The organism is Coleofasciculus chthonoplastes PCC 7420, from assembly GCF_000155555.1.
Lineage (GTDB): Bacteria > Cyanobacteriota > Cyanobacteriia > Cyanobacteriales > Coleofasciculaceae > Coleofasciculus > Coleofasciculus chthonoplastes_A.
Map to the genome: position 1 here is coordinate 184,794 of NZ_DS989846.1, position 19,558 is coordinate 204,351.

Consider the following 19,558-nt stretch of genomic DNA (forward strand, 5'->3'; position numbering starts at 1 on the left):
TTGTGGGGTAGGATAGCGATCGGGTTTCTTAGCATTAAGCTAATCGTTACATTGAGTTGTAAAATTTAATACTTATCAGGATACAAGTACGATAAAATTATCCCTAATATTTACGAAAATCAACCTCAACTTTCCCGAACACCCTGAATTTTCCTGAATTTTCAAGTCCTGAATTTTCCCTATTTTTTGGGGGGAATTGTCATCGATAATGAAAACCGAAAAGGGAAGGCAAAGCCAACAAATTCACTCAGCCACCCCTTCCTAACTACTAAATAAGGAGAATTGGTACACAGATGAGACTTAGCATTTGGAATTCATACACTCCTGATACTTCTTTACTGTTATATCCGGCGAGTTCAGATTTTTTTCAAAATAGTTTTAGTCCCTATTCTCGCCGTCGATGTCTTCGTCCTCCTTGTTCTATTGATCCTATTCGTCCTATACCCAGACCTGGATTTTTAGCTACCTTTCCTTCAGGGGAGCTTGTTTTCACTTCTCTTAATGATAATGGAAACCTAAATCAAGGAAACGAAGCAGAAGACAAAGAAGCCAATATCACAGATATTATGATTCCGATGAGCCTTTACCTTCCCCACTTAGTTGAACCGACTCGATTTTTATCGTCAAAATCCCACAATACCTATTTTCAGCACTACCTCTTATATCAGTTCTGGCGCAAACATTTAGTGCATTTAACTTAAGGTTAAATTCAACGGCAAAATTACGGGTGCATCTATAATTGAAAATTTTGGCGAAATTATTGTCTGGGGGAGCATCTCAATGGAAGCAAATTTTTTAGTGAATAATTGAACTCTAAATTTCCCTGGCTTCCCCACGCCGAGAACTGCCCAGACAACAACTCCACGTTCTATCCTCTAGTATCGTTACAGACTGAGACATGAACATTTTCAAATTTAGGCTTATCCCTCGACGCCAACCCGTATTAGCAATTGGCATGATCGTTAGTCTAATGACTAATCTTTCCCCAGCGACGGCACAGGTTGAGTCGTCGAATACTATTTTTGAGCCAATATCGATTCCCTCTCTTTTGCCCAATTTACCCCCTGATGATGATACTCCTCAAACCAACCATGGCACCGGTACCCGTGGTGACTGCGAATACAATGAAGGAGATCTCCTCCTGACGCGAATGGCGGGTGGTAAGAATTTCCAGTTAACCGTGAGTGAATATCCCACCTTTTGGGTTTATGTCCCCTACGGTTCAGACAAAGTATCCTCTGGAGAATTTTCTATTCAACATGGGGAAGATGATCTTTATCGTACCACCTTTAAACTGCCAGCCACACCAGGAATTGTTAGTGTAACGATTCCTAAAACAGAAAAACCGTTAGAAATAGGTAAGACGTATCGCTGGTATTTTGAAATGAGTTGTCCTCGTTCAACACAAGCCCCGCAAGCCGCAACTCGACTGGCTCCAGCATCACTGACTGGGTTTGTGCGACGAGTTTCCCAACCTCCTGAACTGGAGGCTGAATTAAATCAGGCAAAAAATCCTTTAGAACGAGTCGCCGCTTACGCCAGTCATGATATTTGGTACGATATGCTCACAGAATTGGCTCAATTACGCTTGCAATACCCTGACAATGCCACATTGGAAAGTATCTGGCTAGAACTCTTGGGAGATGAACGAATTGGATTAAAAGAAATTGAACAAGAACCCATTGCTGGTAGTGTGATACCGAGCGATGTTATAACCAATTCCCAATCAGAATAAACGGTGCCCAGTGATAGGGGCGTAGGTAATCTTTGTCGGGATTATCTGGATACTCGGTTAAAAACGCAATTTGAGTTTGCCGCAGAGCTTCAGCTTTACTCAGTTGAGGCTCTTTTAACTGTTGATAAAACCGTTGCATAAATTCGGCGGTGGATGCATCATTAACTTGCCACAATGTCGCCAATGTGCTGCGGGCACCTGCTCGCACGGCAATTCCGGCTAATCCTAATGCGGCACGCTTATCCCCAGTTGCGGTTTCGCAAGCACTCAAAACCAGTAATTCAATAGCGCTGGTATGATTGGGTTCATTGGTGCGTAATAAACTATCTAAATCCTGAACATTAATCCGCCCACTCCAGTCTAAGAGAAAGGTTTGTTGAGGATTAGAACTAAATTTGCCGTGAGTGGCAATGTGTACCAGATTAAAGGATGCCATATTAATCTGATTGCGGATATTTTCTTTAACAAAGTCTTGATTTTCTAGAATTTGATTCAGGGTGATTTGCTGTTGGATTCCGGCTAACTCATTAGCTACATTGTCTAGGGTAGAAAATCCCTCTTGCTCAAAGCTAGGTGCATTCGTCGTTCCCGCAATCAACCCTCGGAAATTCTCGCGGCTGAGGGGTTTGGGTTCTAGGAGTTGTAATCCGGGCGTTAAAGCTACCGCATACCGCTCAATTAAATACTTCTCGCCGTCATATAGAGTAGAAGGGGGAATATTGCGTAAGGAACCATCAAGGACAAATACTAAGGTTTTAACAGTGGGGTTATCTGAGTTGGCGGGATCTAAATCAGCTTCAAAGGGGCGAATTAACCAATCGTAAAGTTGTGCCGCATCCTGTTTAATCTGACTGATGCTTGTACTGCGCTTAGTTAAATCCTCCCGCAATTGTTCCACCGCTTGATCAACTTGAGCTTCTGAGATACCTTGATGAGCATAGTGACGTAGGTTATCTTGTCCAGGTAATTTGAGAATTACATCCAAGTGATTAGGTAATATAATCGGATAAACAATCGCGGCTTGGGGATCGACGTTATCAATATCCACGGCTGCTGGTGCGGCACAAGCATCGCGAAAGAAGTTATCCAGTTCAGCCAGTTGTAGGGCTTCCATGATATTACGGGCTTGGCTCAGATTAGCTTTGCTGGGAGTGGGAGAACCCAGAAGTAAATCAACAAATTGACGATAAACGGGTTCTACTGCTTCTCGGAACGAGAACTGAATTTCGGGATTGAGGGCGACTAAATCACCACGTAAATTGTTTAACGTCTTAACAGCTTGAGTATAATAAGTAATCGCGTCTGGATTAACAGGTAGATTTTGAGAATTATCTTGGCTTTGTGCTTGCAGTAATCGCCCCATTTGCCATTGCCATTGATAGGCGATATCGGGGGCGTTCATCTGTTGAGCAATCAGAAGTGCTTTTTCAGTCACAGTTTTGGCATTTGTCCAGTCTTGGGTTTTTTCATAGAACTTACCTAAAGTACCTAAACTATAAGATATCGCCCGTTGGTCTGCTAAACGTTCAGCCTGTTGAATCGCTGTATTTAGGATTGCCACTATATCATCAGAGCTTTGCTTCTGTACCATTAAATCGGACATTTTGAGCAAACTTTCAGCAAAATTAACATGGGCATAGACAGAAGCACGACTAGCCGATAAATCTGATAATCCGGCTGCGATTGAGGATAATAATCCTTGATCCGGTGACAGGGATTCAGTCTCGATCACTAAACTCAATTGATTAAGTTGTGCTTGAATGCGGGTTATAGGAATCGTGGATTTCATCGCCGCCTGTTGATAGTAAGTCAAGGCAGCTTGGGTATAGTCTTTGGCGGCGGGTTCCTGAAACACTTGGGCGCGTTGGGCTAAGGTTCGCTCTGTATTGGCTAAACTCAATAATATCTGACTCTCTTTTTCGGATAAGGCTAAGGTTCGAGTTAACGCCAAACTTTGGGTGAGCATATCCTGAGACTTTTCTAAATCTCCCCCTTGTCGCAAAAGATTGCCAAAATTTTGCAAGCCTGCTGCTTTAACAGGTGAATCGTCTAACGCGAAAAGGGCTTGTTCCAGCCGCAGATAAAGCTGTGCCGTGCGCCGATAGAATCCCAGGGATTGCATTGCCTCGGCTTGATTAATTTGGCTGCCAATCGCACCCACAGGATCATCGGCTTGCTGATAAAAGGTTTCTGCCTCTTCCCAGGTCGCTAATGCGGCTTCAGCGTTACCTGTGGCTAATTGGAGACGCCCTTGAGCATTTAATACTTGAGCGCGAACAATTGGATTCACCTGCGGTACAGTGTCGAGTAACGATAAACTGGTTTGAATCGTTTGTTCAGCCGCTTGCCATTGTCCCAGTTTCTGATAGGTTAATGACAGCAGGCTTAAGACTTGGGCTTGCTGGAGGGGATTCCCAGTTTCGGCGTACCCCTGTGCTGCTTGTTGCAAAACCTGTATACCTGCGGCAAACTGTCCAGCATTGTAATGATTTTTACCCACTTGTACTAAGGCTAGATTGTCCGTGGCGACAGGGAGTTCTGCCCGTACCTGGGGTACTATATGGATACCCAGACTTAAGCTTAACCCCACCAGAGCCAAGAGGAGCGATCGCGCCGTTCGTGTTCGTAGTAGGCACTTGAGTGCCATAAGCGCTGAAGCGCTGACTATAAACCTTGAAGCGATCGCGCCGTTCTTAGTAGGCACTTGAGTGCCATAAGCGCTAAAGCGCTGACTACAAACCTGAGCGATCGCGCGATTCAAGAAAGGCGTAAATTTACCCATTTGGCTCACCCATTAAACGTCCGAGGAACACCGACATTTGATATTTTATTTCCATGTAAGGATACTGGATATTTCATATCATCAAACCTTCTATATTGATGTTCGTTCGTAGTAGGCACAAAGCGTGCCACAAGCGCTTCAGCGCTTACGACAAACACCTCAGGCAATTGTAGGGTGCGTTAGCGGAGCGTAACGCACCTTGTATAGCGGTGCAGATATCCTACCCGCTTCCATCTTGAAAAGCTTCCTACATTTTAGGAAGCAAGATGCACCAAAACTCCAACCCCTTTCAATTGATAAATAGTCGGACAAAAGTCAAGTTAACAGTTAAAATTAGACAACAAGCAACAGGCAAAAAGACTCAAGATATAAAGGGAGGTTACAAAGGCAGATTGGGTATCACGAACCGTTGAACTATTGACAGGGGAACGATGGCGAACCCGTTGCGTGAGGGGTCACAACTGTTGGTTCTGCCGTAAGAATAATTGTACCATTGGCATCTTTAAACCAACCTTGAGCTTCGACAAATTTATTTGGCTTATTTCCTGTAACGTCTTGGCGACTGTTCCGGTTAGATTGCTGCACCTCCGTTGATTCCTCCACAGTACTTATCCGCCAATCTTCCCACGCCGCATCCGCATTAAGCATCTGATTCGGAGGCGTAGGCAAACCACCGCGTCCAGTTACGATAAATTCACTTCCCTGTGCAGCAGCACAAAGATTTTGTTCAACCAGCCGCGTCACGTCTACAAGTTCTGCTGGCAACTCTACCAGTCCCTGAGACGGGTCTAGTTCTAACACAATTAGGATAGGAATACGACTCAGTTCAGGAGACGTTTGTGAAATGGCAGTAATGTCATTAGATTGCAAGTTCATGGGATCTAATTCACTAGGCTCCTTCGTACCCAGTAAAGCTTCTAGCTCTTCGCGGCTGCGGATGACTAGATTAAACAAACCTTGAGTCGTGATAGTAACGTTACCCCCCTGTCCCTCAAAAGCGTTGGCAGTAATATCGCTGTTTTCATTAGGAACAGCAACGATGAAAACAGCTTCAATTATAATGTTGCCGCCATCTCCCCTTTCTTCATCCTTACCAGCATTTGTCGAAATGCGACTGTCACGTCGCAACAATAACAGGTCATCAATAGTAAGCACAATATTACCACCTGTGTTAGCATCAGTGTCTGCCAAAAGACCAGCATTAGTATCCAGGATAAGAGAATCGGCTTCAAGGCTAATATTTCCTCCTGTTCCAATACCTTCACTTTCAACAGTGATTTGCCCTCTACCCCGAACCACTACTGTTCTCGAATCAATCATGATACTGCCGCCATTGCCACTGGAGTCTTTTTTCGTATCAGCAAATAGTCCACTTCCCTCTCCAGTAATCGTTAAGCTATCTTCCACCTGTAATGAGATATTCCCAGCATTATTGCTACCCTCTGTAGTCGTGCGGAGTTGTCCACCGTTCGTCACCTCCACAGTATTGGCATTAACCGTAATTAAACCCCCAATCCCACTGGCGAAAGTTTCAGCCGAAACTTGGCTTTCATCTGTTACAACTAATTTGGGCGTGTTAATCGTCAGATTTCCCCCATTTCCTTGTCCTTCAGTTCGAGTCGTTAAGAGAGTGGAAAACTGACCCGCTTCATTACTCAATTGCACTAATGCCGAGGCATTGACAGTCAATGTGCCACCCTTTCCTGTGCTATCGGAGGAAGTTCCACTAGCAATCACAGCGCCGTTTTCCATCACAAGTACAGGCGTGTTAATGGTTAGGTCTCCTGCATCCCCCTCGCCTAAAGTATCCGTTCTCAGACCACTAGCAAACATGTCGCTGCTATCACTGACTTGAACCAATTCCGAGGCGTTCACCACCACATTACCGGCATTACCTATACCACGAGTAGCGGTGGCAATCTGTGCCCCATCCATTAGCTGTAGTTCGGGTGTGGTAATTGTTACATCTCCTCCGCCTCCAGTTACTGTGGCTTCACTGGTCGCAAAAAAGCCGCTGTTGTCACCATGAGCTTGCACCAATTCTGAGGCGTTCACCACAATATTTCCGCCCTTACCTGCACCACGAGTAGCGGTGGCAATCTGTGCCCCATCCATTAGCTGTAGTTCGGGTGTGGTAATTGTTACATCTCCTCCGCCTCCAGTTGCTGTGGCTTCACTGGTCGCAAAAAAGCCGCTGTTGTCACCATGAGCTTGCACCAATTCTGAGGCGTTCACCACAATATTTCCGCCCTTACCTGCACCACGAGTAGCGGTGGCAATCTGTGCCCCATCCATTAGCTGTAGTTCGGGTGTGGTAATTGTTACATCTCCTCCGCCTCCAGTTGCTGTGGCTTCACTGGTCGCAAAAAAGCCGCTGTTGTCACCACGAGCTTGCACCAATTCTGAGGCATTCACCACTAAGTTACCGGCGTTGCTTGCACCAACAGAGCTGGATGTAATTGTAGTAAAATCACTGGCGAGGATAATTTGCCTACCCCACAGTTGGATATCACCCCCAGCTTCACCCGCCGTGGTTATATAAGCTCCATTGGTCAACGATATATCTGCTTGCAGGATTTCTGGGGGAATATTCAACGAGAGGGTGTTGTTATCAACACTCAGTCCGACTGTCCCCGAACCAGCAACGGCGGCTAATTCCAATCGACCTTCTAAAGCCGCCAATCCTCCAAAGTTCATTTGTCCATCAATCAGGATATCTCCACCCACCAGCAGCAGACTTTGACCATCAGGGACTTGCAAACCCAATAGAGAAAAACCGAAGGGGTCAACTCCTACTTCTTTTATTGAGCGTGATTCAATTCTACCTGGCGTGATTTGATTAAACAAAAACGCCGACGGATTCACCGTCAGTAACGCCGAAGGAGGTTCTGACTGTGTGGTACTAAAAAACCCCTGTTCCCCAAACTGAATCCCATTGGCTGTCGTTGCCACAAACGAACCCTGAACATCCAGACTGGCATTGTCCCCAAAAATAATCCCATTGGAATTAATCAAAAACAGATTCGCCCCACCATTGACACCCAACGTCCCCAGAATATCCGAGGCGTTATTTCCCTTGACCCGACTAAAAATGTTTTCAATTCCCTGGGGAGAATCAAAATAGACACGCTGTTGTTCCCCGATATCAAATTGCGTAAAACTGTGGAACAGGTTAGAGTCACGCCTTGCGCCCTCCTTAATCAGAAAATCAGCTAGAGTTCCGCCTGGGAGTGGGGTAAGAACTGATTGTTCGGCTCCCCAGGCTTCATCAGGGATAATCTGGGCAATAGCGCAGCTACTCCAAGCCAGCCAAACACAACTCGTCAGCGCTACACTGCCTACTCTGATGTATCCTGCCAGTTTTGAGCGACTCTGACGACTCAATCTGCCCAACATCTCCCGTATTCCCCTGGACTCTACCTCTCCAGCTTCCTCACTTTCCGATGCCTGTACCAGCAACGGATGAGTTTTTTGTGCCATATTTCCCACCTTTTTCCCTTAGTCGGGTTAAGCGATTAGCTGGTTAGAAATTATACTCCTAAATTTGTTTCAATAGTTGTATGTGTCGCCAAGTCTCTTAACTATTAAGCGTACTCTTACAAGAGTATACAAATATTAACCATTTTTATTTGAAAACTGTATAAAACTACACTACTTATTGTTTAATTTACACTTGCCAACAATTGAATTAATTATCGCTAACCTTATTAGCTTGCTAATTGGATTTTTTTGAATTCCATTCTACAATTTATCTTTATCCACTACTCAGGGAGGCTTGACGCTTAATATAGTACACTTGAACTAAAAAGCTTCAATTTAAAGTGCGATCGCGCTATCATGGATACTCATAAGCTGTAATGCATTTAAATTGGGTATTAGTAGCGAGCAAGATGCTTTTGGGTAGCGAGCAAGATGCTTTTGGGTAGCGAGCAAGATGCTTTTGGGTAGCGAGCAAGATGCTCGCACTACGGCAAGGATCTCGCAATTCTTGACATTATGGTTTAAATGCCGAACAGCTTACCAAGTTGCGTTCTATCATGTCTAGGAAGAGCGAAGATCGTCTACAATCAAAGTCCCCCTTTTTAAGGGGGATTTAGGGGGATCGACAATGTACCGCATAGCAGAGCAAACTGCTGTAAGTCGGTGCGTTACGCTGCGCTAACGCACCCTACAAATTCACTACTAACGCACCCTACAAAATTACCCTACAAATGACTTTCTACCTCAGCCACCATCAACAGCGTTTTTAACACTGAATCGGGATTCAAACTGATCGAATCAATCCCCTCCTCCACTAAAAACTGGGCAAACTCTGGATAATCACTCGGCGCTTGACCGCAAATACCAATCTTACGCCCACACTCTTTCGCCGTTTGTATCGCCAACTTCACCATCCGCTTCACACCGCGATTGCGTTCGTCGAAAATATGCGCCACTAACGCCGAATCTCGGTCTAATCCTAACGTCAATTGGGTCAAATCATTTGACCCAATGGAAAACCCATCAAATACTTCAGCAAACTCATCCGCCTCCATCACATTACTGGGTAACTCACACATCACATACACCTGCAAACCATTCACGCCACGGGGTAAACCATTTTTCGCCATCTCTGCTACCACCTGACGCCCCTCATCGGGAGTGCGACAGAAGGGAATCATCGGAATTACATTAGTTAATCCCATCTCATCCCTTACCCGCTGTATCGCCTGACATTCCAAGGCGAAGGCTTCCCGATACTTCGGATCACAATACCGAGACGCCCCTCGCCACCCCAACATGGGATTATCTTCCTTGGGTTCAAAACTTTGACCGCCTAAAAGGTTCGCGTATTCATTACTCTTAAAATCCGACATCCGCACAATCACAGGCTTGGGATAAAACGCCGCTGCAATAATCCCCACTCCACGCGCCAATTTATCGACAAAGAACTGGGGTTTATCGGCATAATTCTTCGTCTTTTGGGCAATTTTCGCTTTCACAGATTCATCCCGCAATTGATGATAATGAATCAACGCCAGAGGATGAACTTCAATATGATTGGCAATAATAAACTCCAACCGTGCTAAACCCACACCATCACAGGGAATTGCGGCTAAACCAAAAGCCTGATCTGGATTACCTACATTCATCAAAATTTGGGTTCGGGTGCGAGGTAAATTATCCAACGGTGTTTCTTGCACCTCAAAGGGTAATAATCCATCATAAACTCGTCCTTCATCCCCCTCTGCACAGGAAATTGTCACCCCTTGACCCGTAGTTAATACCTCGGTTGCATTCCCACAGCCAACAATTGCCGGAATTCCCATTTCTCGCGCAATAATTGCCGCATGGCAAGTACGTCCCCCTTGGTTAGTGACAATGGCGCTGGCTTTTTTCATAATCGGTTCCCAGTCGGGATCAGTGCGGTTAGTAACTAATACTTCTCCCGGCTCAAACAGATGAATGTGAGACGCATCCATAATAATATGGGCAGTTCCTTGACCAATGGCTGCACCCACACTACGCCCCGTAACTAATACCTCGCTGCGTTGGTTCAACTGATAGGTTTTGAGGACTTGTGCTGATTTCTGGGATTGTACGGTTTCCGGACGCGCCTGGACAATAAATAACTCCCCGGTTATGCCATCTTTTGCCCATTCAATATCCATGGGAGTATAGAGTCCCCGAAGTTGGGAATAATGGTCTTCAATTTGTACCGCCCAACGCGCTAATTGTAAGACTTCTTCATCTTTGAGACAGAATTTCTTTTGATCACAGGGGGCGACTCGCACGTTGCGCGTCAGTCTCGAACCCCCTTCGTCATAGATCATTTCAATTTCTTTGGTTCCCAGGCGTTTCTCCAGAATCGGGCGACATCCCTGTTTTAAGGTGGGTTTAAAGACCACGTATTCATCGGGATTAACCGCACCTTGAACCACCGTTTCGCCCAAGCCATAAGCAGCGGTAATTAAGGCGGTATTTTTGAATCCCGTTTCAGGATCAATGGAAAACATCACCCCGGAACAGGCTAAATCAGACCGCACCATTTTCTGAATTCCCACCGAAAGCGCCACATCAAAGTGGTCAAATCCGTTATGTTCCCGATAAGCAATGGCACGGTTAGTGAACAGGGAGGCGAAGCATTTATGAGTAAATTCCAGCACGCCTTTGAAACTATTTACATTTAAGTAGGTTTCCTGTTGACCTGCAAAACTCGCATCGGGTAAGTCTTCCGCCGTCGCTGAGGAACGAACCGCCACATCCGTTCCCTCTCCATAGCGATCGCACAATTCCTGATAGGCTGTCCGAATGGCTTGGGTCAGTTCTAGGGGAAACTCCATGCTGAGGATTAACTGTCGCGCTTTTTTCCCATGCTGTTGCAGATTACTCACATCATCTACATTCAAATCTGCAAACAGGTGGCGCAGTTTGACTTCTAAATCGGCGCTTTCGATCAAGTAACGATAAGCATACGCCGTAATCGCAAACCCAGTAGGTACATTGATTCCCTGGGGAGTGAGTTGTCCAATCATTTCACCCAGAGAGGAATTTTTGCCGCCAACCAAGGGTAGGTCATCCAATCGGATTTGATCAAACCAGAGGATCAATGATTTATCTTTAGGGACTGGGGTAGATGTCTGAGGGGTTGAGGCTAACATAACTTTTTTTCTTAACCGTATAATTTAAGTGTAGCTTTATAAAATATTTGGGCTCACTAATAAGTTACGAAAAATTAACAGAAATGTTCGTCATTCGTCATTTGTCCTTTGTCATTTGTTGATTAGGAAATCCCTTCCCCATCTCCCCCACCTTCCCCATCTCCCTCCGCTTCCCCAGCTTCCCCAGCTTCCCCAGCTTCCCCAGCTTCCCTCCGCCCTCTCGACCCAAAATGCTTCTCAAAAAGTAAAAGATTGGCTGCTTATGTGTAGCCAATCTTGTCCAACATGTATTACAATTTCTCTTTCGACTGAATCTTAATTCACGGGTTCATCTACATTCACGGGTTCAAAACAGCTCCAGATAGCCTCTGGAGCTTTTTCTGTCGTGCTATCATAACAGATTTTTTTCAAAAATGGGGATTTTGCCTTTCGTGTCATAATTTTTGCACAGAGCGTCAGCGTGCATCAATATGGGCAAACTCTTAGCAAGACGTTACCAATTCATTAAAGTCCTGGATACCGATGAATTGGGTCGCACTTATTTAGTGGTAGATATTCACTCTCCCCAGCATCCTAAATGCGTGGTCAAGCAAATTCGACTCCCGCCGAACTCCTCTCCAACTCGATCATCGATTCTCAGCCGTCTGGAAAAAACCTCAGAATTGCTGAAAAAGCTGGGTCAACATGACCAAATTCCCCGATTGATCACCTCGTTTGCCCAAATAAATCAGTTTTATCTCGTTCAAGAGTTTATTCGCGGTCATCCTTTAACTGACGAACTCATACCCGGTGATCCGCTGACCGAAAATCAGGTGATTAGCCTGTTAAACGAACTCCTCAACCTCTTAGTGTTTGTCCATAAACAGGGTGCAGTTTTGGGAAACCTCAAACCTTCTACAATTATCCGCCGCCAAGGAGATGACAAATTAGTGCTAACAACCTGGGGAATTATCCACCAATTGAGTCTCCAAATCGCCCAGTCATTCCACAAATTAGCCCCCAATCCCCCCAATCCGACTTTTGTTGATCACTCCTCCAAACCATTCCCAGAACCCCTCCACGTTAATCGTGACTTGTCCGCCTTGGGGATTATCGCCATTCAAGCGATGACTGGATTATCCGTCAGCGATTTAGCAGAACTCAAACAAGCAAACCAGGGTCAACCTGAAACCAGCGCTTGGCAAGCTTACACCCAAGTTAGCCCAGAGTTAGCCGCTATTCTAGAGAAAATGGTGCATGATGATCACCAGAACCGTTATCACCAAGCTAGAACAGTGCTGGCGGATCTTAGTCGTATCCCGGAGAGGAACACTGTTACTCAATTTTCTTTACCCTCGTTACCGGATATCAATCCGGCGATCGCCACAGTTACCTATCCCAGTCGTCAGTTTAAACCCTGGGTTATCCTCACGGCGATCGGATTAGTAGGAATCATGGCGTTAGTTCTGGCTTATACCCTGCGCCTTCCGCAACGCCTAATGGCGCAATACTTTCTCCACCAAGGAAAAACTGTAGAGACGCGCCATGGCGCGTCTCTACAAGAACAACAACAACAGCCTGAGGCGGCGATTGACTACTATTCTCAAGCGATTACCTATCAGCCGCAAAATGCGACAGCTTACTATTATCGGGGAAAGATTTACGCGAATCAGGGAAAAACTCAGTCCGCCTTGGCTGATTTGACTCAGGCGATTCAACTCAATCCCCAAAATGCGGACGCCTATTACCAACGAGGAAATCTGCGCTTGGAGTTAGGCGATCGCCAAGGGGCTAAGGCTGATTATACCCAAGTCTTGCAACGTGACCCGAATTTTACCCCAGCCTGGGTGAATCGAGGTCAAATCCAAGCCGACTTAGGACACGAACAAGCTGCCATTAATGATTATACCCAAGCCATTCAACTTAAACCCAATCTGGTCACGGCTTACCTGAAACGCTGTCGTTCTCGTTCTAATTTAGGTAATCAAAAGGGTGCGATTGACGACTGTACCACCGCGATTAATTTACGACCTAATCAAGCCCTAGCTTATCAAAACCGTGGTTTAGCCCGTCAGCGTCGAGGAGATAGTCGCGGGGCGATAACGGATTATACAGTAGCGATTCAATTGAATCCAGAGGCGGCAGACGCTTACTATAACCGAGGAGTAGCCCGTCAGGAAATAGAAGATACTCTAGGTGCGATCGCGGATTACACCCAAGCGATTGAACGAAATCCTGATTATGCTTTAGCTTACTACGAACGAGGGTTAGCCCAAGCCCAACTGGGAAATCGATTAGCCGCGATCAACGATTTACAGCAGGCGGCTCAACTTTGCCGTAATCTAGGTAAGCTGGATTGTTATGAAGCGGCGCAGTCTCAACTGTCTAGAGTGACTCCCTCGCCAAACTAAGTGTGAGCCTTTTAAAAGTTTTTATGATTTTGGATAGAAACTATAATCAATGGTTGTCGGGGCTCCTCGCTGCATATCCTAGGCGGCGTGAGAATTAAGGTATCTCGAAAAAGCCCTCATCTACAGACCGCAAGAAGAGTAGTACAATTATAGATTGTGTCCTTATTCAAAGTTGTTTATGCCGAAACTGAAAAGCCGTAGAGCAGCCGCGAAACGTTTTCGACCCACCGGAAACGGTAAAATTAGACGACGCAAGGCGTTTAAGAGCCACTTGCTGGAGCGCAAAAACTCCGGACGGAAGCGGCGTCTGTCGAAACTGAGCTTAGTCAATGAAAGGGATGCCGATAATGTGCGCCTGATGCTTCCCTATTTTTAGACTGCTTTAGACGAATATACTGTTTATGGTCACAAATTGAGCTTTTGTCATACTGAATCGAACAGAGTGCAGCGAAACATCTGGTGAGATTCTTCACTCCGCTATCGCTTCGTTCAGAATGACAGACTCTAACCGTGGCAGGTATAACCATCTAGCTTGTATCAATTAGGAAGAGTTAATGACAAGAGTAAAACGCGGTAACGTCGCCCGTAAACGACGCAAGAAAGTTCTCAAGCTGGCGAAAGGATATCGGGGTTCTCACTCCAAACTCTTCCGTACAGCAAATCAACAGGTGATGAAAGCACTGCGGAACGCTTATCGCGATCGCCGCAAGCGCAAGCGGGATTTTCGCCGCCTCTGGATTACTCGGATTAATGCAGCGGCTCGTCAGAATGGCATAAGCTACAGTCAGCTTATGGGTCAGATGAAAAAGGCGAATATTCAGATCAATCGCAAGATGTTGGCACAATTAGCTGTGTTAGATCCCGCCAGCTTTCAAAAGGTTGTAGAACTTGCTAGCCAGGGCGCGAAGTAAGTTCGTTAGAGTTTGTCGGTTGAGATCCCAGAGGGAGCAATGTAGAGACGTGCCATGGCACGTCTGGGAGCAGGGGGATCAGAGGGCGGGTTTTGAAGCAACGTTATCATCAATAATAGTGAAACGAAAGTCCCTAAACCCGCCCCTACAAACCAGGTTATATCGAGTGTTGCGAAGGTTTTCCTAATCTCCAATCACCAATCCCTAATCCCAGATAGATGATCGCCCAAAGGTTTTTTAATGTCGGTGTGGTACTTGGATTGATGGGGGTGGCTGTTTTACAACCTCCATCCGCTTATCCGGCTGAATTGGCAGAAATTGAGCAACGGGGTCAATTAATTGTTGCGGTAAAAGATAATTTGCGTCCCTTGGGCTTTCGCGATGCGACGGGAAGCCTACAAGGACTAGAAATTGATATCGCCCGACGACTGGCTAAAGAATTGCTAGGGAGTCCAGAGGCTGTTGTTTTGCAGCCAGTGGCAAATCGCGATCGCTTGAGTGTGGTAGTTGAAGATCAGGTTGATATTGCGATCGCTAGAGTAACGGTAACGGATTCCCGCGCCCGCTTGGTCGATTTCAGTATCCCCTATTATTTAGATGGTGCAGGAATTATCACGAACGATGCCTCAATTAATCTGTTGAGTGATTTAGACAACCAAACCATCGCGGTGATCAAGGGTTCGAGTACAATCCCAGTGATCAAGTATGCTTTACCCAATGCCCAATTAGTCGGCGTTGACTCCTACCAAGAAGCGTTATTTCTCCTTGAGGCGGGAGAAGCCAACGCCTTTGCTGCTGATCAGACGGTTTTGACTGGATGGGTACAGCAATACCCAGACTATCGATTGCTCCCCTATCGCTTATCTGGTGCAGCTTTGGCGATAGTAATGCCTAAAGGATTGCAATATACCGAACTGCGACAACAAGTCAATCAGGCGATCGAACGTTGGCACGCCGAAGGGTGGTTAGCTGAACGCGCTGCCGCTTGGGGTTTACCATGATAAAAGATTGAAACCCGTCCCGTATAAGTTGCACAGGATTATGGATGAAACCCTGCCACAAATTTATCTAATCATATTGTTAGTCCTGCTTGGCGTTGCAGCTTTGGCAGTAATTCGCCAAGTGTTCAAAACCCGTAAAATCGAAAGCACCCTCTCCAAGCTGGAGCAAAAGCTGCAAAAAGAGCGAGGATCAGTCCAAGACTACTACGAGTTGGGTAGTATCTATCTGGACAAGAAACTCTTTGCTCAAGCCGTTATTCTATTCCAAAAGGGACTTAAAGCTCCGGATGCTGAGGAAACCAATCTAGCTCCGGTTCATAATGCTCTCGGTTTTGCCTACTTTGCCCAAGATCAGTACGATATTGCCATTCGCCAGTATAAGGAAGCCTTAAAACTAGAGCCAGATTATGTGACAGCTCTCAATAACTTGGGTCACGTTTACGAGCGCAAGCAGCTAACCGCTCAAGCGTTAGAGGCGTATGAAACAGCGATTAAGCATGAACCGAAGAATGATACGGCGAAGCGGCGAGCTGAATCCCTCCGCAAGCGGCTAGTGCCATCCAGCTAAATTTTCTGCGGCTTGAACTACATAGATCCTGTAGAGACGTTGCCTGCAACGTCTCTACAGGTTGACAGGCTATCGCTGATCAATGTAGTGCAGAAGAACTACACAGTTTATTACCTCACTCAGCTAGTTTTAGAACAACATTTACATAATTATTAATTATTGTTAACATAAAGTAACAAAGGTAATCAATTAAGGGCAGGATTAGTTCGCTATGGGATTTCTAAGTAATTTATTTGGGTTAAAGAGCAAGTACGTCGATGAGGAGACAGACGAAGCGGAACAAGCCGCAGAAGCCCAAAAACGGCGATCCTACTTCTTAGAGCCAGACGACGCCAAGACGTTCGGTGATATTAACTATATGCGATCGCCCACATCTGTAAAGAAGCGGTTTGCTAAGAAAAAAGACAACCTAGGGGAGGGCTTACAGCAGGAGGTCGAAACCTCGGCTTTTGGGCAAGTCATCCGTTCCAATAAGCAAATCAGCGCCACTCCTGAACCGTTGCAAACTCCTCAAAACCAGCAAGTAAGTGAGTCACAGCCAAACAGTTTTGAGCGCCGCCGCGCTGACTCTAGGGATTCCAGCATGGATATGTTCCGCAAAATGGCTCGTGACATGAAAAAGCAGTGAAGGCACTACCTGTAGGGGGACGGCATTGCCGTACCCCTACTATATGTGGCGTTTGTGCGTAAGTCCTGTTAGGTTTGCAGTTCGTTGAATTTGGCGCGAATGGTTTCCACTCGTTTGCGGTTGACGCCTAAATCGGATTGTCCTAAACGCGATGCTGAACGAACATGGATAACATTCGCTTCTTCATCTAGGAAAAATTCTACGTCATCGACGAACCCCATCAGCTTAGTCGCGAATTCGGCGTAGAGATAATTCTCTGATTCCGTGATAATTTTGGTTCTTTCCATGTTCTCAATCACGGTTTTCAGGTCAGCTATTGCCTTAACTGGTGCTGATTTGTAGGTTAACGGATCAATTTTATGTTGGGCATCTTGAGCTTGACTATTGACACAGTTTGGCGTTTCGGGACAGGTAGTTAACTTCCCTGACTCAACACCAAGATTCGTGGGTCGTTTTCCAGCAAACATATCTCCTCCTGAAACAGTTAAGGTTACGCCTATAGAGGCAGAAACAATTAAAATTAAAGCAATTAAGACGATCAAAATAGCTTTAAGTGGTGATCGCTTTTGCGCTTCTAATGTCATAGTATTTGTCCTTTGTCATTCGTCATTTGTCCTTTGCCTTAATTAATCATTCAGACAGGGTGGGTTTGAGGGATAGCAAAAGGCAGAGGGTAGAAGACTCTAAAGCAGACGGTTTATTACTGAGCCAAAGGAAGAGTCACAGTTTTACCCATCAAACCTCAAGGCTTGACCGCGTACCTCTGTGTGCAGTTTTCCCCGTTCATAAGCCACTTGACCCCCCACAATAGTCATCACTGACCATCCAGTCAAATTCCAGCTTTCAAAGGGACTCCAACCACATTTAGTTAAGAGTTCCTCTCGCCGCACCGGATGGTAATTTTCTAAGTCTACTAAGACCAAATCGGCATCATAACCGGGAGCGATCGCGCCTTTGTTGGGAATGCGATAGGCTTTAGCTACAGCCGTAGACATCCAGTTGGAGACTTGGGCAAGGGTACAGCGTCCTTGTATGGCTTGGGTGAGCATTAAGGCTAAGGATGTCTCCACTCCTGGCATTCCTGAGGGACTATTGGGATAGGTTTGGGCTTTTTCTTCTAGGGTATGGGGTGCGTGATCCGTGGCAATAAAGTCAATGACGCCATCTAATAGCGCTTGCCAAAGAGTGGCATTATCCTGGGGCGATCGCAAGGGAGGGTTCATTTGCGCCAATGTGCCGATTTTCTCGTAGGCGCTGGTATTGAGGAGCAAGTGTTGGGGGGTGACTTCAGCCGTTACCCAACTGGGTTTATCTCGACGGAGTAACTCGGCTTCCTCCCCGGTAGACAGATGCAGAATATGCAGCCGTCGCTGATATTTTTTCGAGAGTTTCAGCGCCAGTTGAGTCGCATTTAGGGCGGCTTGATTATCCTGAATCTGGGAGTGAATCGCCGGGTCATTAATTCCAGCAAATTTTTCCCGCCGTTCCCGGATTCGCTGTTGATCTTCAGCATGAACCGCAATTAGTCGGCTTCCCTCGGCAAAAATTGGGTCGAGGGCTTCCTCGCTATCCACTAATAGCCCCCCACGCATCGAACCCATAAATATCTTAATCCCACAGGTCGGCTGTGCCTCACGCAGATCAGGCAAATTTGCGGGTGTGGCGCCAATAAAAAAGCCGTAGTTAACTAAGCACTTATCGGCTGCCCGTTTTAGCTTATCGTCTAGTGCGGCTTGAGTTGTGGTTAGGGGGCGAGTGTTGGGCATTTCCAGAAATGAAGTAACGCCTCCCTTGGCACAAGCACAACTGGCGGTAAATAAGTCTTCCTTATGTTCTAAGCCCGGTTCGCGAAAATGAACTTGTGGATCGATGACTCCCGGCAACAATGTTAACCCCGTTGCGTCGATTTCCCTATCTGCCGAAGCTGAGATGTCTGGGGCAATCTGGACAATTTCTTGACCACGAGTGAGGACATCTCCCAGCAAAATGTCCCCTGTGGGCATGAGAATACGAGCATGGCGGATGAGTAAGCTTGAGTCAGAGGACATAAGAAAATGCTAAAATTCCCAATAGCTTCAGTATTCCTACTTTAGAGCGAATTTTGTCCAGTTACTAGAGGAACCCCGTCGGTTATAACCGCTTCGGTTACATTGGAAGAGATGAGCCGACTAATCGGCTGATTTTCCTCCGCTTATTTTCCTCCATCGTCCAACTCGTGATTGCTTAAGGTGATTCAACGGCTATGACTCGTGCCCAAAATCGAGACCCTGAAAAACAATCGGTACAAAAGCCAGAAAATCCCTGGGTAGAGGGATTCAAGACCATTGGCTTGAGTGTTTTTCTCGCGATCGGGATTCGCAGCTTTGTGGCAGAAGCGCGATATATCCCTTCAGGTTCTATGGAACCCACCCTCCAGATTAACGATCGCTTGATTATTGATAAGATTAGCTATAACTTCCGTCAACCCCAGCGCGGAGATATTGTGGTCTTTTCTCCCACAGAGGCGCTCAAACAGCAAAATTTCAAAGACGCCTTTATCAAGCGAGTGATTGGTCTTCCTGGCGAAACCGTGGAGGTGAAGGGAGGACGAGTCTATGTCAATGATCAAGCCTTGCGGGAACAATATATCGAAGAGGAACCCGAATACAGCTACGGACCGGTGACTGTACCTGAGGACAATTATTTGGTGTTGGGAGATAATCGCAATAATAGCTACGATTCTCACTATTGGGGTTTTGTCCCGCGTGACAAGATTATTGGACGAGCGATCGTCCGCTTTTGGCCCCTCAATCGGGTAGGTGAAGTCGATGTGATCGAATCTGTGGCTCCAGACGCCTCTCCTTCAACCCAGATTCAACAGCCAGTAAACTAAAACGTTTTCGGTGAAGCTTGCAGGAGAGCC

General features: G+C 46.1%; 15 protein-coding genes. 9 read left to right on the forward strand and 6 right to left on the reverse strand.

Translation table 11 applies throughout. The features are described from left to right. The first annotated feature begins 293 nt into the window (after positions 1-293). On the forward strand, positions 294-701 hold the full coding sequence (locus tag MC7420_RS09890; RefSeq protein WP_006100100.1) for a hypothetical protein: 408 nt from the start codon (positions 294-296) through the stop codon (positions 699-701). A 197-nt stretch (positions 702-898) separates the two neighbouring features. Then, entirely contained in the window at positions 899-1,735 is an 837-nt protein-coding gene (locus MC7420_RS09895; RefSeq protein WP_157453111.1) for a DUF928 domain-containing protein, read from the forward strand. On the opposite strand, the gene MC7420_RS09900 is transcribed toward MC7420_RS09895, so the two are convergent. The 4 genes from MC7420_RS09900 to MC7420_RS43290 form a co-directional block, all read right to left on the reverse strand. Then, on the reverse strand, positions 1,710-4,517 hold the full coding sequence (locus tag MC7420_RS09900; protein WP_006100063.1) for a CHAT domain-containing protein: 2,808 nt from the start codon (positions 4,515-4,517) through the stop codon (positions 1,710-1,712). The two genes, MC7420_RS09895 and MC7420_RS09900, sit on opposite strands and share 26 nt — an antisense overlap. 414 nt (positions 4,518-4,931) lie before the next feature. Then, positions 4,932-7,997 (reverse strand): two-partner secretion domain-containing protein, encoded by a 3,066-nt coding sequence (locus MC7420_RS09905; protein WP_006100181.1) that lies wholly within the window; start codon positions 7,995-7,997, stop codon positions 4,932-4,934. Between the two features lie 725 nt (positions 7,998-8,722). Beyond that, positions 8,723-11,158, reverse strand: a complete 2,436-nt coding sequence (ppsA, locus tag MC7420_RS09910; protein WP_006100170.1) for a phosphoenolpyruvate synthase — start codon at positions 11,156-11,158, stop codon at positions 8,723-8,725. Positions 11,159-11,473: 315 nt separating this feature from the next. Beyond that, complete coding sequence (locus tag MC7420_RS43290; protein WP_006100076.1) at positions 11,474-11,596, reverse strand: hypothetical protein; 123 nt, start codon at positions 11,594-11,596, stop codon at positions 11,474-11,476. Positions 11,597-11,628: 32 nt separating this feature from the next. On the opposite strand from MC7420_RS43290, the gene MC7420_RS09915 reads away from it, so the two are divergent. The 6 genes from MC7420_RS09915 to MC7420_RS09935 all read left to right on the forward strand — a co-directional run bounded on the left by MC7420_RS09915 (position 11,629) and on the right by MC7420_RS09935 (position 16,656). Then, on the forward strand, positions 11,629-13,548 hold the full coding sequence (locus MC7420_RS09915; protein ID WP_006100245.1) for a tetratricopeptide repeat protein: 1,920 nt from the start codon (positions 11,629-11,631) through the stop codon (positions 13,546-13,548). Positions 13,549-13,726: 178 nt separating this feature from the next. Further along, the gene (rpmI, locus tag MC7420_RS36725; protein ID WP_006100150.1) at positions 13,727-13,924 is read left to right on the forward strand and encodes a 50S ribosomal protein L35; all 198 of its coding nucleotides are present in this window, start codon (positions 13,727-13,729) and stop codon (positions 13,922-13,924) included. 178 nt (positions 13,925-14,102) lie between these two features. Next, positions 14,103-14,459, forward strand: a complete 357-nt coding sequence (rplT, locus tag MC7420_RS09920) for a 50S ribosomal protein L20 (protein ID WP_006100089.1) — start codon at positions 14,103-14,105, stop codon at positions 14,457-14,459. 218 nt (positions 14,460-14,677) lie between these two features. Further along, on the forward strand, positions 14,678-15,460 hold the full coding sequence (locus MC7420_RS09925) for a transporter substrate-binding domain-containing protein (protein WP_006100067.1): 783 nt from the start codon (positions 14,678-14,680) through the stop codon (positions 15,458-15,460). Between the two features lie 40 nt (positions 15,461-15,500). Then, complete coding sequence (locus MC7420_RS09930; protein WP_006100325.1) at positions 15,501-16,028, forward strand: tetratricopeptide repeat protein; 528 nt, start codon at positions 15,501-15,503, stop codon at positions 16,026-16,028. 211 nt (positions 16,029-16,239) lie between these two features. Further along, positions 16,240-16,656, forward strand: a complete 417-nt coding sequence (locus MC7420_RS09935; protein ID WP_006100366.1) for a hypothetical protein — start codon at positions 16,240-16,242, stop codon at positions 16,654-16,656. 68 nt (positions 16,657-16,724) lie between these two features. On the opposite strand, the gene MC7420_RS09940 is transcribed toward MC7420_RS09935, so the two are convergent. Together MC7420_RS09940 and MC7420_RS09945 are read right to left on the reverse strand one after the other, a co-directional pair. Then, positions 16,725-17,240, reverse strand: coding sequence for a DUF1499 domain-containing protein (locus MC7420_RS09940; RefSeq protein ID WP_006100017.1), 516 nt, complete (start codon positions 17,238-17,240; stop codon positions 16,725-16,727). A 144-nt stretch (positions 17,241-17,384) separates the two neighbouring features. Next, positions 17,385-18,704, reverse strand: a complete 1,320-nt coding sequence (locus MC7420_RS09945) for a dihydroorotase (protein WP_006100368.1) — start codon at positions 18,702-18,704, stop codon at positions 17,385-17,387. Positions 18,705-18,898: 194 nt separating this feature from the next. Here MC7420_RS09945 and lepB point away from each other — a divergent pair, with 194 nt between their 5' ends. After that, complete coding sequence (gene lepB, locus MC7420_RS09950; protein WP_006100159.1) at positions 18,899-19,528, forward strand: signal peptidase I; 630 nt, start codon at positions 18,899-18,901, stop codon at positions 19,526-19,528. Positions 19,529-19,558: the final 30 nt, after the last annotated feature.

Coding starts and splice junctions, on each gene's coding strand:
- MC7420_RS09930 (WP_006100325.1), top strand. CDS start 15,501: ATGGATGAAACCCTGCCACAAATTTATCTAATCATATTGTTAGTCCTG.
- rpmI (WP_006100150.1), top strand. CDS start 13,727: ATGCCGAAACTGAAAAGCCGTAGAGCAGCCGCGAAACGTTTTCGACCC.
- rplT (WP_006100089.1), top strand. CDS start 14,103: ATGACAAGAGTAAAACGCGGTAACGTCGCCCGTAAACGACGCAAGAAA.
- lepB (WP_006100159.1), top strand. CDS start 18,899: ATGACTCGTGCCCAAAATCGAGACCCTGAAAAACAATCGGTACAAAAG.
- MC7420_RS09915 (WP_006100245.1), top strand. CDS start 11,629: ATGGGCAAACTCTTAGCAAGACGTTACCAATTCATTAAAGTCCTGGAT.
- MC7420_RS09940 (WP_006100017.1), bottom strand. CDS start 17,240: ATGACATTAGAAGCGCAAAAGCGATCACCACTTAAAGCTATTTTGATC.
- MC7420_RS09905 (WP_006100181.1), bottom strand. CDS start 7,997: ATGGCACAAAAAACTCATCCGTTGCTGGTACAGGCATCGGAAAGTGAG.
- ppsA (WP_006100170.1), bottom strand. CDS start 11,158: ATGTTAGCCTCAACCCCTCAGACATCTACCCCAGTCCCTAAAGATAAA.
- MC7420_RS09925 (WP_006100067.1), top strand. CDS start 14,678: ATGATCGCCCAAAGGTTTTTTAATGTCGGTGTGGTACTTGGATTGATG.
- MC7420_RS09935 (WP_006100366.1), top strand. CDS start 16,240: ATGGGATTTCTAAGTAATTTATTTGGGTTAAAGAGCAAGTACGTCGAT.
- MC7420_RS09900 (WP_006100063.1), bottom strand. CDS start 4,517: ATGGGTAAATTTACGCCTTTCTTGAATCGCGCGATCGCTCAGGTTTGT.
- MC7420_RS09895 (WP_157453111.1), top strand. CDS start 899: ATGAACATTTTCAAATTTAGGCTTATCCCTCGACGCCAACCCGTATTA.
- MC7420_RS43290 (WP_006100076.1), bottom strand. CDS start 11,596: ATGACACGAAAGGCAAAATCCCCATTTTTGAAAAAAATCTGTTATGAT.
- MC7420_RS09890 (WP_006100100.1), top strand. CDS start 294: ATGAGACTTAGCATTTGGAATTCATACACTCCTGATACTTCTTTACTG.
- MC7420_RS09945 (WP_006100368.1), bottom strand. CDS start 18,704: ATGTCCTCTGACTCAAGCTTACTCATCCGCCATGCTCGTATTCTCATG.